The following is a 15273-nucleotide window of genomic DNA, read 5'->3' as shown; positions in this document are numbered from 1 at the left end:
AACGTCTACGGCGTCTTATCCTCCCCTGAGTTGTTCGCACGAGGGTTGCTTAACAGGGCATAGCGGTTGAGCAACTGTTGAAATCGGGTCTCGATTTGTACGATCAGCGCAGGCGCCACCTCCCCCGATCGCGTCTGTTCATCCAGTTGCCGAAGCAGTTCTTCCAGCGGTGGCGTTTGCAGGGATTGGCGAATCGCGAAAACGGCTGATTTCAGTTCCGATGCGGTTAAATATTTCCCTTTACGTTCATCAAGGGTATCCAGTTGCTGAGAAAGACGCTGCAACTGCTTCTGTGCCTGCATGTAATGAGACAGCTCAGAAACCGGCAGCGCATTGCGCTCTCGTTCCCGTAAATCAGGTTGATTCAGAAATGTCCATACCCCAACCCCGACACCGCTCAAACACACTGCGGTCATCATTCCGGCAAAAAACATCGGCCATGAACGTCGGGATGGTGTGACCGTTGTCTGCCGCGCTGGCGGTGCGACACGTGGCGCAATCTCTTCAGGTTCGGAGGGCGCTATGGCGCTTGCGGTTATCGGCGTTACGCCTGCTTCTGTCTCCTGCGGCGTGAGCCGCTCCAGTCGCAGCGCGACATTACGCAACTGACCGGCAACGATATCCATTCGGGTCAGATGCCAGAATTCGCACTGACGCAGTACTTTTTCAAGTTCAGCCAGGTATTGCTCACAGCGATAGATCCGCGCCAACGCTTGATACTGAACCTCCATTGTCCGTAGCGACTGCTGTATCTTTTCCGCCAGCCAACTGAGCAGAGTGACTCTTGAATGCACCTGCACGGGCCAGAAATCGCCCCAGTGGCGCGTCATCAGTGTCTGTAACGCCTCCAGCCCTTCGGTCATACCCACCAGCCCCTGCTGCTTTGTTCTGGCCAGGATGTAACAGACCAGTGTTTGCAGCTCCACGCCATTTTGTCTGAACAACGCCAGACACAACGATTCGACCCGACGCCAGTCCACGTCCGGGCGCGCCGGATGGGTGAGTTTACCCATTTCGGCCTGTAATTCGCCCGCTTCGCGAAAGGTACAGGGATCGCCACCCACACGAAACTGGCTGATAAATAACGAATGGTCCGTCATAGGTTATGCACGCTCCTGTTGCTTAAGATGACGCAGGACTATCCGCCCTTCCGGCGAGAAGACCCCGTCAAAACGGATCCATCCCCTGGCGGGAAGTTCGGCATGAATCAGGTAATTCAGATGTCCGGGACGCGGTTGCGGCAGTAGCTCCACGCGGAGCTGACTCAGGCGAGGTTCATAACGGCGCAGCGTCTCCTCAATCTGGTGTATTAACCCGTGAATACCCGCCGTCATTCCCTGATGTATCACGCTAAGATCCGGTAACCCGTAATCCGGCAGGTGCGCCAGCGTACCCGCCCGGCAATTGATAATGCGCTGCATGTTGTCCATCACGGAAAGGATAAGTTGGTCCCGCTCGCCGACCTGTTCCAGCGGTAATTCGCCACTGAAGCCAGACATCAACGTTTCGTATAAAGAAGGCGTCGGCATGGATTAATTGTCCTGCACAGGAAGCAGCGTTAACTGGCTGCGCAAAAGCTCGATAGTGCGGGGTTTATCCGCATCCAACTCGTCCCGTTTCAGGATCAAACGCCAGCTATTACGCGTTTCATCCGGCTGATAAAACTGCCCGGCAATGGCAATAAACTGCGTCTCTTTATCGAGCGGCACATCCAGCGAAACCGCACCCTCGGGTTTAATCCAGACTGAATGTTCCGCCAGAACATCGCCGTTGAGTGCCGACTCTTCCTGCATGAGCAAGGTGTCGTAATCTGCTTTATCAAAGCGGGTGCGCGATTTGAGTTGCCAGACATGCACCATGGTGGAAAGCGGCGTGTCTTGCGCGTCCGTGTTGAGCGCGCCACGCGAGATGAAATCCAGATGCAAGGTATGGATCTGTTTATAGAAGATAGCTCTCGCCATACTTTTCGAGCCCTCAATCACCTTTTGCCCCAGCCCGCAGCCTGTCAGGAAAACTGACAACGCCATCGCGCAGGCCAACGCCCGGCGCTTACAGTGGATAATGAACATGCGTGATTCTCTCCCTGTCCCATCGTGTTGAACCTGGCATGAGTCCCTGATAGCGGCCAAGTTTCACCGTTACAGTCCCGGTGTCTGGCGCGGAACCTGAGGCTCGTAAAATGCCGGTTAGGCCAATCTGAACGCGCTGTTTCCCTAGCTGTGCCGCCGGCAGTAGGCTGACCGGAAGCGTGAGCTGTAGCCGCGCCTGGCAACGCCAGCCAAGATATACACGCAGCAGCACCAGAAGATCGGTATGCAACTGCCCTCCCGGCAGCCATCCGCGCACTTCGTCAGCCTCTTCGGTATAGAGTTGCAGTAACAGTTGACTGTTAACGTCCGTGCCGGTTCGCCCCAACAGAGCGCGCGTTGTCAGGTCAATGCGGGACGTTCGGGACAGGCAGGCCCGCGTTTGCAGTACAACAGACTGCGGATCGTGTGGTGTCACCGTTGCCTGGGTCTTTGGCGCAAGCAGTGCCACTAACGCTGTCACGCCTTCCGCTGTACGCGTTGGCAGGCGCATCACGCTCAACAGTGCCAGAAAACGCGAAACGGGCGTGGCGATATGGTTTTCGCTACCGGGAATGCCCAAACCAATGAGCCCCAGCAGGCAATGTGAAATCGCATCCCTTGCCCCCGGTTCAAACGACGCCGGGTAGTTGTATTTGCGCCAGATGCGGTAGTACTGCGTGGTAAAACGGTGGTTGAAGATATCCAGAAACGCCATTACCGCTTCATGCCCGTCCTTTCCCTGTGCGATGTCGTCCAGGTAAGCCGTCGGCAGAGGGGAATCGACGCCGTAAAGCCCCAGAAAAGTGGTGCGTACTGTCACTGGCGCGTCAGGCTGCTGCGAATGGTGCTCGACCGCTTTAAGTTCGCTTGCAGGGAATCCCATCCCCGGATGAGGGCGAAAGCGCACGGGATCATCAGCAGGGTTCGCGCTACTACCTAACGGCGGGGCGTGTGGCGCAGCTTGTTCCAGATACTGGCAAAAACGGTAAAAATTAATCCGCGAAATGTGCGGCTTCAGTCGATGTATCAGCCCGGTACGCGCTGGCTGTGGTGTTCGGTCCATTGCAGGCACTTCCCTGTGGGTTGCAATATTACGGTGAGTTGTGTGAAAAGATGGATATCGGCATAGAGCGCGAAGAAGCGATGAAGGAGTTCACCAAACAGGGTGATATCCCCCTCCCCGGCGAAACCTTTGCTGTCGAGGGTGACCTGAATGTCCACTCCGCGCAGCAGAAAGCCTTTTTCGAAACGCTGAATGAGATGGTGCTGAACATCAACAATCGCCTCAAGACGACGGCGATTCATCTCGCTCTCCGTCCAGTCATAGAGCGCCAGCGTGCCGCGCAGGATCTCCGCGTTATCCATCATCGACAGAAAGTTTGAGCCAAGATGACTGAGTACCCGCCAGTGGAAACGGTCACGCGAAGGGGGATAACAAGGCTGCGTCGGCGCGCAGAGATTACGGACCCGCAGATTGTTTTGCGCCGCATGGAGCGGGGTGTCCAGAAGCGTGCTTTGCAACGCCTTGCGCGGAAGCTGGCCGTTGGTGCCCGTCAGGCTCAGTGACAAGGTTTCATCTTCCAGAAGCCTGTCCGCGTCAAACGCATCGCCCCCCAAAATCAACCAGCTATCATGCAGCCCCGAGGGGCTACGCTTCACCCGCGTGTGGTAATAGCGTTCGGGGGCATCGTGACGCAACATGCCGCCCCGATGGCGAAAACTGGAAAACGGGACATACGCCTGATTGCCGGTGTGGCGTGAGGAGACGATTCGATCAACAGAATAGATTTCAGTATGCCCATCCTGGATACGCATGGGGCGCAGGAGATATTCGTTTTCCAGCGGAGAGAGATGCAGCGGGTCAGCCTCTAGTGGGAACAGGTTGATAACCGGAACACAATGCAGGCGGATAGTGTCGGCATTGAACGGCAAATCGTGGGACCAACTTTCCACCAGCACAACATCCAGCTCAAAACCCTTTATTCCTTCCGGCCAGGCGATGTTTTCCAGTCCATGAAGCGCTACAAACATAAATTTTTCACGGAAAGTGAAATATTCAAGTAAGAGCTGATAGCCGCTAAATGCGGATTCTCCTTTAGGCCACAGTCTGTCATCATCGCCCAATCCCTGCGCAGAAAAATGGCCCTCCAGCACACGCCGCTCATGCCCCGGCAAACGCAGCCAGATCTGTTGCGTTCCCAGCGTTAGCGCCCGGTGTAAGGCACAGGCTATCGGGCTGTCGGCATTCAGATACAACGGTAGTCGTGATAAATCAATTTGCGACCAGTCGCCGACCAGCGGGCTGCATTCGAAACGCAGGCGAATGACAGAACGTCCGTCCGGCTCGTACTGCAGTGACACGTCAGGCAAAGCCAGCGGATAGAGCGTGACATCGCGCGTGGCGGTGTAGCGACAGCGGGTTTTTCGCTCACCAATCGGGCGTGACAACACCTGAAACTGGCTGAGCGTTTCGCTCTGCTTCATCAGCCGAAAATCGGTTGCCAGCTCAATAATAGACAGTGAGGGAATGGTGCGCAGATAGTGCGGCCAGAGCAGACTGACCAGCCCTTCGGTGAGCTCCGGCAAATCGTCATCCAGTTTTTCACGCAGCCGCCCCATTAAGAATGCGAAACCCTCAAACAGGCGCTCCACATACGGATCGCGAGCACCAGGTTTGTCGAGGTTCAGCATTGCCGCGCGGTCGGGATATGCCTGCGCGAATTCTTTACCGGCTTCGCGCAGGTAGCGCATTTCGGCTTCGTAGTAGCGTTGGGTTAAATCGTCCATGAAAATCCTTTGACGAAGGAGCTGTCAGATAGAATAAATAAAATTTATAAATCCCTTATTACTTTCAGTTAATACGACATATATAACAAATTCCGTTATTTCCTTCGTTAACTCACTATTATTTTTTGACTATTGTCAAAATTGAATAATTTCCATTGTCATTGCCCTACTACCAATGATGAACATAATATCCATACGAATGTTGATTTTTATTCACAAGAAATATTTTCATTTTCAAAAACTCGTTCAAGCCTATCTTTGCACAAGGCATATGTCACCATTCTTTTCCCTCCACCATTCAGATAGAGTAAAGGCATCCCACGTTCATAACCATATTTTATAAAAGCATAACCTTCACCATGATATAAATCGTATATTACAGGCTGGTTACTGCCACACTCTTTTATATCGATATAAACGCTACAGACTGATGACATACCACAACCACTACGTTTATTATCGATACAATAGTTGTGTTGTTGAAATTGTCTCTCCAGATATAACTGCCTAAAAATACCAAAAAAAGCTCCCCCACAGACTATACAAGCGAATAACAAGGAAATGCGTTTGATTGCTATGTTATTGTTATAACCCCATAAGAAAAATAAAAACAAACTCAGCTGTACACCTAAAATCAGTTCTTTATTGCCCAAAGATAAAGGCCATAACCCCAATAGCACTGTAACAATAATTGACAAAACAAATACGTACAATCTTGTTTTCAGAGAATTATAAGAAAAAAAAGTGGCAATAAAGAAATCAAGCCGGGATTTATTAATAAAACTCTTAGTCTGGCTTCTCTGATAGATACATGAAGAGAATAAACCTGCGAACTTAACTCACATACAAAAAGGAATAGAATTATGGGAAAAAAAATCCTGTATAATGCAGGCATAACCTACCCCTGTAGTATAAGTTTTTTTATCTGAACGCCTAAAATTTCGGCAAAACGTTCCCTTTGTTTACATATCCCACATCCCTCCCCCGGCCCGATAGGACGATTTTCACCACTTTTTCTTATGTTTTCTAAGTAACTATTAATATATGAATGACCTTGTTTAAAATATGTTACAAGAACAGCCTCATACCGTCTTGGAGGATGCCCATGCACATATTGAGCAAGTTTCATTTTTGCATCATAAAGATAAATTGTAGTAAATTTTACAGCACCTTCATCCGTAACAATATATCTAAGAATATCAAGTCTTGACATTTTTTTATCGAATTCACCATTATATTTATCATACATGTCATATGCTGTTCGCAAAGAAATATTCCCCTTACCATAATCACCTGCAACAGCATAAAAAAGTCGTTGTTTGTTAGATCTTCTGAGTTCATTATTAGGATCTGTTTTTTTTAGCACTTGATATTCTTCCTCAAGCTTTCTGTTTACAGTATTTTCTTTCTTTTCTATTTTTCTACCTGATAACAATTCAAAAACTGCTATATTTTGCTCCGTATTAGGGTCTTTCGGTAATAAGCACTCAACAGGATCACATCCATCGATAGGAATAATAGAATCCTGCATGCCATCAAAAAGAGATTTTAATAACGTATATTCTTTACTAAATCTGGTATTGTACTCATTTGCCAAACAGCCTGCTATAGCAATTGGCGGGACATCATATTTACTGGCGTACTTATTTATTAAATTTTTAATAGATGTTATCCAGTCAAAAACCTCGTTAGAAAACGGGTAGTTTTTTTCATCAACAAAATCACAAAAACATCCAGCAGAAAGAATTACAACCTGTTCATTTTTTACATTATCCAATTCAATTGTATAAGAATGACAATTATTACCACCAAGAGTTAGATCAACTTCATTTGGATTTTTTGATTTCATATTTTTATCCTTTTGCCGAAATTTTTAAATCACGGGAGTTAACAGGGTCAAATAAAGAAGTAAATCCATTTATATCCGTCTGACTGGTGCCATATCCATTTACTTCAATATCAATACCAGATATAGGATATTCATTTTCGTAATCGATCAATAAAACTTTAAATTTATATTTATTTTCACTTTCATTTTCTTGTTCGTTTCCAGCATCAGTATTACCTCCGTCTACCTCATAAACATCATTCATCATCGACGCGATAAATCGCGACTGACATGGGCAGGAGCTTTTACTGTCCAGAGTTCCTGCCATCAGCCGGCCGTGAATATCTGTCTGCGGAACACCTCCTACAATAATAAACATTCCTGGATATCTGCCACAGGTCACTCTATCCATATCGCGTGCCTGAGGTATACCCATAATGGTATGGTCATCCGCGCCTTCAATGATCCTGCCGCCACAGGTGGTTATATCACCTCTGACCAGAAAATAGCCTCGTCCCATCGTCTTCAATCCTTATGTTGCGAATCGCACAATACGGCAGCACGTGCGGGATCTATCGCCACCAGCGTGCCGAGCAGGGTTTCCATTTTTCGCGCCAGCAGCGCTTTATCCGCATAGCGATGAGCCCTTAAACGCAGCAGCTTCAACTGCCGGGCTTTGATCTCGAAGATCAGCTCGGGTTCCCATTGGGCCAGCGTCAGCCCCTGCGAACTCCCGTCCAGTTCATCTAACAGCAACAGCGCCATCTCTGTTTTGCCGTATTGCTCCGCGATCCGGGCCATGAGTAAACGCAATTGCAGATGCTGTCGCGCGGTAACAATCCCCGGACGTGACTGGAGCCAGCCCATCGCGGCGTCGACCCCTTCACTGTCGGCACGCTCCTGCGCTTCGGGTTCCAGCGCCAAAAGATCATCGAGGGAGGATTCGCCAGAGAGAGCCGCCCCGCCTGCCAGCCATGCCCCTTCATCCCGCGGTATAACCTGCTGTGCAATCCAGTTTCGCGTTACGTCATCCGCAAACGGGCTACCGTCACTCCATGCAAGCTGCTCCAGCCCAGCCAACCGTTCCAGCAACAACGCCAGATCCTGACGGACAACAGATGTCCACCTGTCCCACGGCGGCCCTGCCTTGCCTAGCGCCTGGTGCAGATACCACTGAATATCCAGCCAGAAGTGACATACACCTTCGCCGAACATCCGGTCGGCTTGTTCCAGGAGTTCTGTCCAGTTCTGCTGTGTATACAATCGCTTAAGTTGATTACGCGATTCCGTGCGCGGTGGAGACAGCCGCGTTTTGCCGTCGACATCGGGCGGAAGCTCATGAACGGTGTCCCAACGCAGGGTTTTCATCAGGCGATGTGCCGCCAGCCAGCCGCGGGGCTGTTCATTGAGGTAACGTGACAGCGTTTTGGCCTGATCCAGCAAATCGCGTCCGGAATGAATAACCTGCAACGACGGCGAGTCAATAAGGGAAGAAGCGACAGGCGGCGAGAGGGCCGCGCTATTTTGAGGTACAACGGCATTCATCCCGCCCGATTGCGCCAGACGTGACTCCAACGCGTGAATAAGCGGCATCAGCGAAGGCGGCTGTTTGTCTTCTGTCCATGCTGCAAATGATACTGATAGCAAATTCAGCGCGGCGACGATCCTGGAAAAATCCGCCTTTGCCACTTCCGGAAATCGCGCCAGGCTATCAAGAATTTTGTCTCCGGCCAGCCACTCAAGCACCAGTTTTCGGCTCGACGGGCGGGAGGGTAGTAGCGCGGTACCAAAGCGTTCAACCAGCCCGGCCAGCAACGCCAGCCCCTCAGCTAAGCCACGCTCGCCGTCGCGATGTAGCCGTGCCCAGATGTAATAGGTCACGATACGCAGATCTTTTGCCTGAGTCAGAATGAGGGATTCCGCCAGCGTACAAATCAATGCGGTGTCTGCGCCCGACAGCTTGTTCATCTCATCGCGCATAAGCAGAAAATCGTCGTGATAGCCCGGGTCTTCGCCAACGGGTGCGTCTTCTTTTACTGGCAATAACCATTTCTGCCATAACGCGGTCTGCTCGCGCGCAGCCTGCAGGACATCGCCATCGCTAAAACAGCTACGGGTTAACTGCTGTAGCAACTCACTCATCCTCGTGCTCTCCCTGTTCTTGCGACTCTGCCATGACGTTCCCGGTCAGGAAGATCTGCTGTGGCAGGCGAAAATTTCTCAGTGCCAGCAGTGCCATCGGCCCTTTTCCCTGCTCAACGCGCATCAGGTAATGCAACGGGAGGCCGTCCGGGGCGCGCCACAGCACTTTGTAGCTGCTGCTGTCCAGTTGTGTAACTTCCGCTTGTTCCAGTAAGCGGATGAGGCTCCAGCTTCCCCGGTAATCTGCCAAAATACGCTCGCTGTTCTGCGTGCTGGTCCAACTCAGCGACGTACCGGGGTGCCACTGCTCACCAGGCCAGGTAAAGCGCTGCCAGCGCTCCTTCTGGTTGAAATATTCCAGTATTTGCCCGTCAACCGTCAGTTGCGTTTTCATCACATCGCGCGCGGGTTTGGCTCGCAGATCAAAATGTATTCCGGCATCTCCGCTGGCAAAGGCGGCATCCGTGATATCGCCAAGCTGATTCAGGGAACGCAAAAACGCCGGATTTACTACCAAACCCTGTGTGTTCGTGGCATCGGTCACCCAGTCTCGTCCTTCGCGTCTCAGCACGCCACCAAGGTGCATGGCGAGATATTGATGGATGCGGCCACCGTCGCGCAGGTACTGCGCCAGCAAAGGCAACGAGGCATCATTCTGCGTGGCACTAAAGGGGTAGCGCCCCGCGAAATCCTGTTCCCACTGGCTGACAATGGCACGCTGCCACTGCCGATTGAGACTCTCCGCCGCGGGTGTCAGCACCTGTCGCCATGCCTGCTCAACCGGGCGAACAAACAGCGCCTGACCAAAGCCGCTCCATGCCTCTCCGAGGCTGGCGGCAACCAGACGACCATAGTCGCGGGTATCAGTAAGATCGACGGTTTTACCCTGAAACACCGTCTGCGCCAGTTGTTGCGTCATTTCCTGCGGATCCGGGGCGTTGATGACTTGTTGCAGCTTGAGCCGCACACGGCTAACGCGCGTCAGATAAGTCTGCAGATTGAGCGTCGCGTCTCCGCTACCGGCAGCGCGTTCCCCCGTCAGCCGCAGCAGCGGGGCAAAGGTTTTATCCAGCGGGCCGGGAGGCGTTTCGTCCTGACGGCCTTGTTCTTCGCCGTTAAAGAGTGCCTTTGCCGATGTCGTCAATGAATCCGACAATCCACGGTTCGGTCGCCCCGTTGCCGCCTGCCACGCCAGCGTATCCATCAGGGCAATGAGCGGCGACTGGTGAGCATCAGCCATGAGTGTCAGTTGATCGAGTACACCGGACAGCGTGCCTTCCTTTTTCCAGCGAAGGCTGTTAAGAAAAGAGAGCCAGCTTCCGGCAAAGTCGGTGAAGTAACGCTCTGTGAGTCGGGCGCGTAGCGTCTCCGGCGATACATCGGATGACGCGCCCTTATCGCGATCACTGAGCACCCAGTCAATTTCTTCGCGTCGGGCCGCCACAACTTGCTCTATCGCCTCTTTTACCTGCCCTTCCCACGCCTGGCGGGTGAACATCCCCGGTACGATCTGCTCAGTACTAAAAAGCGCATCGGCCTGGGTGTCGCTGGTCATATCCGTCAGAGTCATATCTGCATAGTTTCGGGAAACCTGTTTCAGCACATTCTGGTAGAGCGTGTTTTCCGCATTGCGTACGCCAATCTGGCGCAGCAGGATTTTTCGCACGGTGGCGGTCAGTTCAGGTTGCAACGCCACCTTCCATTGCGGATGTTCAGCCAGATTCGTGCCCCAGAAGGCAAGTAGCGAAGGGACGATACTCTGCGAGAGACCTTCCGCCACCCCTGGATAGCGCAGACCATCGGCCATCAGCGTGGCGCTGAAAAAGGCCGCATCCGCTTTTTCCGGACGGGACATCATCAGCAGCGCTTTAAGCTGTTTATATCGCTGCTCACTTGTTGCCGTCCGCTGAGGGCTGTCAGGAGGCAGGGCGACAAAGGTGTTTAGCTGCTGTTGCAGATGTGAGAGCGCCACATCGCGCACCAGACGGCTGGCAGCCTGCGCATAACCGGGAAATGCCGCATCAAGCAATTGCGTGTTACGCTCCAGTCCGAAACGCTGATACCACGGCGCACCGTGACGAACGCGGTATTGCAGGCGCTCCAGTTCGCTCTGTAATGTATGCAGTGCTATCAGTTGTTCTGAAAGCGGCAGGCGAGTGTTCAGTGCGTGCGCTGTCTGCGCGGCGGTATCCTGAATCAGCATGCGGTTGGTCAGAAAAGACGTCAGAAGCCCGGTTCCCCACACCATCACCATTATGCCCAGCATTGCCATCATTGCATGTGCCCACGGGAATCCCACCTTACGCCCCCGGACCTTATCATCCGTAATACCCACCCATACCGGAGAGGGAAGCCAGGCGTGAGGCGCGGTATCTGCTCCGGCCACATGCTTCGGACTGAACATCAGGCCACGTAATGAGAGGGAATATGCTCCGCCCGACAACAGAGGTTTCAATGTGTTTTGCCAGTGAGCAACGCCCTCTTTTTGCAGGGAATGTGCCAGGCGCAACAGGAAATCGTGGCGATTATCGCGCAGTAACTGCTGCATCCCCTGCTCTGTTAGTTGTGGGGTTTGCGCTTCCAGCATGGAAGCCAGATGTTCTGCCGTGCAATGTTCAGGCAGCAGGCATCCCACCGCCTGTGTGGTGCGTTCGGTCTGATAACCGCCATCGTCGCAGATCTGCCATAAATAGAGCGGGGCCTGAAACCCGAGTCGTTTTCCGCTGTCGGTCAGCCCGCGCCAGGCCTTATCCATTTGCGCACTCTGCTGGCTCTGTTTCGCCGTCAGCGGCCAGACAACCCCATCCAGTGGGCGGTGGCGGCGCAGTTTTCGCAATGACGCCAACAGTTCAGCATCCGGTTCGGCTAACGCTCTGCCGCCATGGATCAGTACGATACCGTCGCCTTCAAGCCAGTGCTGTTCTGTTAAACCCGGTGCGATGGATTCCACTTCGGCGGGCTCACCGATAATCAGGAGCAGACGGATTTTATAGCGCCAGAAGAAGCCGTAGCGGGTGCGTACGAAAGAAGCCATTTCCCCCCATACCGGATTACAATTATCTACTTTTTTCTCCGTCACAGGCCGATAGTCATCCCCGGCAGCAAGCTGTCTGCGAATTTCAAAATCTTGTATAGCCGAGTGGCGGTTTAACAAATTGTAAGCGCCCATAATGATGAGAAAAATCAGGCCGCCCGCAATCACACCCGCCATCCAGTATGTCTGCTGTAGGCTGCCCGACTCGACTCCCACGAGCATAGGTTTACGGTAAATTAACGTACATAACGCAATGACTACCGTAACGGTGAAAAACATTATCGGCCGAGAGAACGAACGAGGCCGAAGACGGTTTAATTCCGTAACCACTATGATGCCTCCTGAGCTAAAGCATGCGGTGATACCACCGCCGCCCACAAAGAATCCCCGCCCTGTTCGCCACTAAGCGCCAACTGGGGTTGGTGTAAATGCATGGCTGCCAGTGAGGCAGCTGCAATTGATAACCACGGTGCAGCCATGTCTGAACGCCCCAGAAAAGCGTCAAGTTCATAGAGCGAAGCTTCCTGAATAAATGGCTCGTTAAGTGACAGCAAGGCAACCCGCTGTTCCGCATTCAACGTCGCAGTCCACGTACCCGACAGGGCATCAGGTTTTACAGGCATCCAGTCAAGCGCCTGTTTAATCCCTTCGACCATGGCGGTTGTGTCAATAAGTCGCTCAGGGCGATGCAACAGTGCCAGTGGTGTAATTGCCTGTTGAGTTAACCTGTTAGCCATCAACAAAGCGCAGGCAGACTCAGCAGTGAGTTCTGGTTGCTCTGGTTCCAAATGTAAGGAAATGACCAGCAAAACAGCTTTTTTGTGAATGTCGTTATCAAGCCAGTCGTCTATGACAGCTAATCCCCTCGCGGAATTTGAAAATAAACATGTTCTGGAAAATCCGGCTTTTTGCCACTCGTCCTTGCAGATATCTATAACAATTGGCACGGATAGTGATGTATTAATCTCAAAAAACACGTTGATGTGAAAATCATCGGGTAATCGACATAGTTGGGGTTTGATGTCACTGAAAAGACGGGAAATAATTTCCGGTAAACGACTGGTTATGGGTTGATCCGTTAACACTGGAATTACACTACGGCGAACCATATTTTCACCACGCAGTACAGAATAAGTACTTAACCGCGACTGGCGGGTCAAAAAGTTCATCGTGGTTTCAACTAAAGAATCACCGTTCATTGCCGTGTGCAAAGAAAGGTTTAATATTTGCAACGCACGTCGCCCCCGTTGAGTTTCCCGTAAAATCACTTCTTCACGACGCTTATTCCACGCCTCCACTCGGATACATTGTGTTATAAAAACCAACCAATAGACTGATACGGCGAGTGACCATATAAAAATGAAAATACCGGAAACCGCCCCCCAAAAGTACCAACCACTTATTGCAAATTCATTTCTAAATGGAAGAAACACTGACACTAAAACTGTAGGTGGCAGCAACAGAGAAACCATTATCCATTTAACACAACCAGTTTTTTTGGGGTAATCCTTTGCATCAGGAATAGTATTAAGACGAACCGACATAATAATATCCATTTTTATTTCAAATAATCATTAAAAAAACAAAAAGAACATATCAACCACATACAGTATCCATTAAAATAAAAATCACACCTACTTATTACTATGTAAATTTCACCTACTTCTTATATAAAAACCACTATGATTATCTTCAATCAAAAAAATCTGATAAACATACTCTCCCACCAAACCTCCTTGCATCATCATAAATAATACCCTTTCCTTTTCATGACCCTGAGCTATATAATTTCGTCATTAGAAAAAAAACAATAAGAAAAAAGACAATGAAAACTATAAAAAATTACCCTTGCCAAATACAGCCCTATAATAATTAAAACAGTCATAATTATCTTTCATAAATCATAGGACTAAGAATATCTTTTTTAGACAGACCTTCACTCTCTATTATATAATTTGTACTATCAACAACCATCCCTTTCTGGTCATATTTAGAAAACCATTTAATATTGAACCCCAATGAATTCCATGAAAAAGAGCTATAATCACTTTCACTATTTCCCGCTCCAGATTCCAAACTATCCATTGAAAAGCTTTCCTTACAACTGCTGATCAAAACCTGGTCAATAAAAGTACTAGCTTTTTCACCTACTTTATAAAGATTCAGCCAAATTTCATTACCAGATCCACAGAACCCCTCAGGTGTGTCAACGTTACTCGGTTTTTTTTCAAAAAAGACAAAATATTGTATTCCATTCACAGTGCCGATCTTTTTATAGAAAAAAATATCTCTTGCATTAACCAAAAATAAATTATTTTCTAATGAAAAAAAATTCAGTACAGGATCAACATCAGATAATACCTGCAGAGAATTGGCATTTCTTGAATATGCCATTTGAGTATTTAGTAAAAAAAACACAATGTTAATCAATGACATGATCCGCATAGCAAACCCCAGAATATCGCCACGGATGCTCATCATCCTGTCCCGCACCTCCCATACTGTACTGCTCATGATCCCGATCATGTAATTCTTCTTCTGTTCTATCTTGATTTGATGGATTTGTAGTATCCCATCCTATATTTCCTGTTTGAGAATCACACAAAATGTTACTCTTCCTTTGCCATTGTTGCTCACTTTCATTCCATTCATGGTAGGCGCCACCATTCCAACGGCTAATTGTTTCATGTTGCAATTGCTCTTCTGTATAAGTTCTTCCATCCTTACCGAGATAATTTTGAGCATTTTTCCTTTTTTGTATATATAGGTCAGAGCCTCCATCTATGTTTTTCTTCCAATTCCACACCTGCTCATATGTAGGGATAGGATTAGTCATCTGAGTTATCCCATACCCACCATCAAATGCAACTACAGGTTCATTATCAAAATTGATAAAATGCTTATTCCTTGTTTCCTGCTCAAGCAATTTATCAAATCCTTCAAGGTTTTCAATGCTATTAATATAAGATGAGACATCTTCCGCTGATGGATTTTCCTCTCTAATTTTAACAGTTCTACGAATTACCTCCCCGCCAACATTTACACTAACAGTTAAATCCCCTCCTATAATTTCCTCTCCAACATTCAGTTGCCACCTTTTCTCTGTTGAAGAAAAATCCCCAGCCTTAGAAAAAGTCCTAATAACTCTTCCACGTCTAGCCCTCTCTCGTAGGCCACTACTTTTAGCTTCCCACTTAATTTCCCAGTTCCACAAGTATGGTGGTGGCATATCAGAATAGAATTCAAAAATTATTTCAGGAAAAGTTGCATCACATCCAATATTGAAAGTAGAATTATCCTCCGGACTTATCCAACTGATTGAGGATGGTGCTGAAATTACCCGAACAATAGTCCCTTGAATATCATTAGTCCGTCCAGCATTAACAGCTCGTTGCGTTCTTGAAGTCATAAAT

General features: G+C 49.6%; 12 protein-coding genes and 1 pseudogene. All 13 read right to left on the bottom strand.

Annotation, left to right across the window (positions count from 1 at the left end):
- Positions 1-5: 5 nt before the first annotated feature.
- The 13 genes and pseudogenes from ABIB59_RS08545 to ABIB59_RS08485 all read right to left on the bottom strand — a co-directional run bounded on the left by ABIB59_RS08545 (position 6) and on the right by ABIB59_RS08485 (position 15269).
- A complete protein-coding gene (locus tag ABIB59_RS08545) occupies positions 6-1100 on the bottom strand; it encodes a VasL domain-containing protein (RefSeq protein WP_354035014.1) in 1095 nt (364 codons plus the stop codon).
- Between the two features lie 3 nt (positions 1101-1103).
- The gene (tssE, locus tag ABIB59_RS08540; RefSeq protein ID WP_354035012.1) at positions 1104-1529 is read right to left on the bottom strand and encodes a type VI secretion system baseplate subunit TssE; all 426 of its coding nucleotides are present in this window, start codon (positions 1527-1529) and stop codon (positions 1104-1106) included.
- Positions 1530-1532: 3 nt separating this feature from the next.
- Entirely contained in the window at positions 1533-2069 is a 537-nt protein-coding gene (tssJ, locus tag ABIB59_RS08535) for a type VI secretion system lipoprotein TssJ (protein ID WP_354035010.1), read from the bottom strand.
- Positions 2050-3132 (bottom strand): type VI secretion system baseplate subunit TssG, encoded by a 1083-nt coding sequence (gene tssG, locus ABIB59_RS08530; RefSeq protein ID WP_354035005.1) that lies wholly within the window; start codon positions 3130-3132, stop codon positions 2050-2052. Before tssG ends, tssJ begins: the two co-directional genes overlap by 20 nt.
- A complete protein-coding gene (gene tssF / locus ABIB59_RS08525) occupies positions 3096-4856 on the bottom strand; it encodes a type VI secretion system baseplate subunit TssF (RefSeq protein ID WP_354035003.1) in 1761 nt (586 codons plus the stop codon). The genes tssG and tssF overlap by 37 nt, the downstream gene beginning before the upstream one ends.
- 209 nt (positions 4857-5065) lie before the next feature.
- Positions 5066-5569, bottom strand: a complete 504-nt coding sequence (locus ABIB59_RS08520) for a hypothetical protein (RefSeq protein WP_354035001.1) — start codon at positions 5567-5569, stop codon at positions 5066-5068.
- 185 nt (positions 5570-5754) lie between these two features.
- Complete coding sequence (locus ABIB59_RS08515) at positions 5755-6705, bottom strand: hypothetical protein (RefSeq protein ID WP_041852652.1); 951 nt, start codon at positions 6703-6705, stop codon at positions 5755-5757.
- A 169-nt stretch (positions 6706-6874) separates the two neighbouring features.
- Positions 6875-7204 (bottom strand): annotated as a pseudogene (locus ABIB59_RS08510) (PAAR domain-containing protein); the annotation flags it as partial.
- Between the two features lie 5 nt (positions 7205-7209).
- Positions 7210-8826 carry a type VI secretion system protein TssA gene (gene tssA, locus ABIB59_RS08505; protein WP_354034999.1) on the bottom strand — a complete coding sequence of 539 codons (1617 nt, stop codon included), beginning with the start codon at positions 8824-8826 and terminating at the stop codon, positions 7210-7212.
- On the bottom strand, positions 8819-12190 hold the full coding sequence (locus tag ABIB59_RS08500) for an ImcF-related family protein (RefSeq protein ID WP_354034997.1): 3372 nt from the start codon (positions 12188-12190) through the stop codon (positions 8819-8821). The genes tssA and ABIB59_RS08500 overlap by 8 nt, the downstream gene beginning before the upstream one ends.
- Positions 12190-13404, bottom strand: a complete 1215-nt coding sequence (locus tag ABIB59_RS08495) for a KPHS_23130 family T6SS system protein (RefSeq protein WP_107224459.1) — start codon at positions 13402-13404, stop codon at positions 12190-12192. Before ABIB59_RS08495 ends, ABIB59_RS08500 begins: the two co-directional genes overlap by 1 nt.
- A gap of 343 nt (positions 13405-13747) precedes the next feature.
- Entirely contained in the window at positions 13748-14341 is a 594-nt protein-coding gene (locus ABIB59_RS08490; protein WP_354034995.1) for a hypothetical protein, read from the bottom strand.
- Positions 14283-15269, bottom strand: a complete 987-nt coding sequence (locus ABIB59_RS08485) for a hypothetical protein (RefSeq protein WP_354034993.1) — start codon at positions 15267-15269, stop codon at positions 14283-14285. Before ABIB59_RS08485 ends, ABIB59_RS08490 begins: the two co-directional genes overlap by 59 nt.
- Positions 15270-15273 lie beyond the last annotated feature (4 nt).

The organism is Citrobacter sp. UYEF32 (assembly GCF_040546205.1).
Lineage (GTDB): Bacteria > Pseudomonadota > Gammaproteobacteria > Enterobacterales > Enterobacteriaceae > Phytobacter > Phytobacter diazotrophicus.
Note: the sequence above shows the minus strand (reverse complement) of the source record. Positions and strands in the feature narration are given on the sequence as shown.

What these genes read in the sequence shown, in the direction of transcription:
- ABIB59_RS08545 (WP_354035014.1), bottom strand. Translation starts at nt 1,100, where the DNA reads ATGACGGACCATTCGTTATTTATCAGCCAGTTTCGTGTGGGTGGCGAT.
- tssE (WP_354035012.1), bottom strand. Translation starts at nt 1,529, where the DNA reads ATGCCGACGCCTTCTTTATACGAAACGTTGATGTCTGGCTTCAGTGGC.
- tssJ (WP_354035010.1), bottom strand. Translation starts at nt 2,069, where the DNA reads ATGTTCATTATCCACTGTAAGCGCCGGGCGTTGGCCTGCGCGATGGCG.
- tssG (WP_354035005.1), bottom strand. Translation starts at nt 3,132, where the DNA reads ATGGACCGAACACCACAGCCAGCGCGTACCGGGCTGATACATCGACTG.
- tssF (WP_354035003.1), bottom strand. Translation starts at nt 4,856, where the DNA reads ATGGACGATTTAACCCAACGCTACTACGAAGCCGAAATGCGCTACCTG.
- ABIB59_RS08515 (WP_041852652.1), bottom strand. Translation starts at nt 6,705, where the DNA reads ATGAAATCAAAAAATCCAAATGAAGTTGATCTAACTCTTGGTGGTAAT.
- tssA (WP_354034999.1), bottom strand. Translation starts at nt 8,826, where the DNA reads ATGAGTGAGTTGCTACAGCAGTTAACCCGTAGCTGTTTTAGCGATGGC.
- ABIB59_RS08495 (WP_107224459.1), bottom strand. Translation starts at nt 13,404, where the DNA reads ATGTCGGTTCGTCTTAATACTATTCCTGATGCAAAGGATTACCCCAAA.
- ABIB59_RS08490 (WP_354034995.1), bottom strand. Translation starts at nt 14,341, where the DNA reads ATGATGAGCATCCGTGGCGATATTCTGGGGTTTGCTATGCGGATCATG.
- ABIB59_RS08485 (WP_354034993.1), bottom strand. Translation starts at nt 15,269, where the DNA reads ATGACTTCAAGAACGCAACGAGCTGTTAATGCTGGACGGACTAATGAT.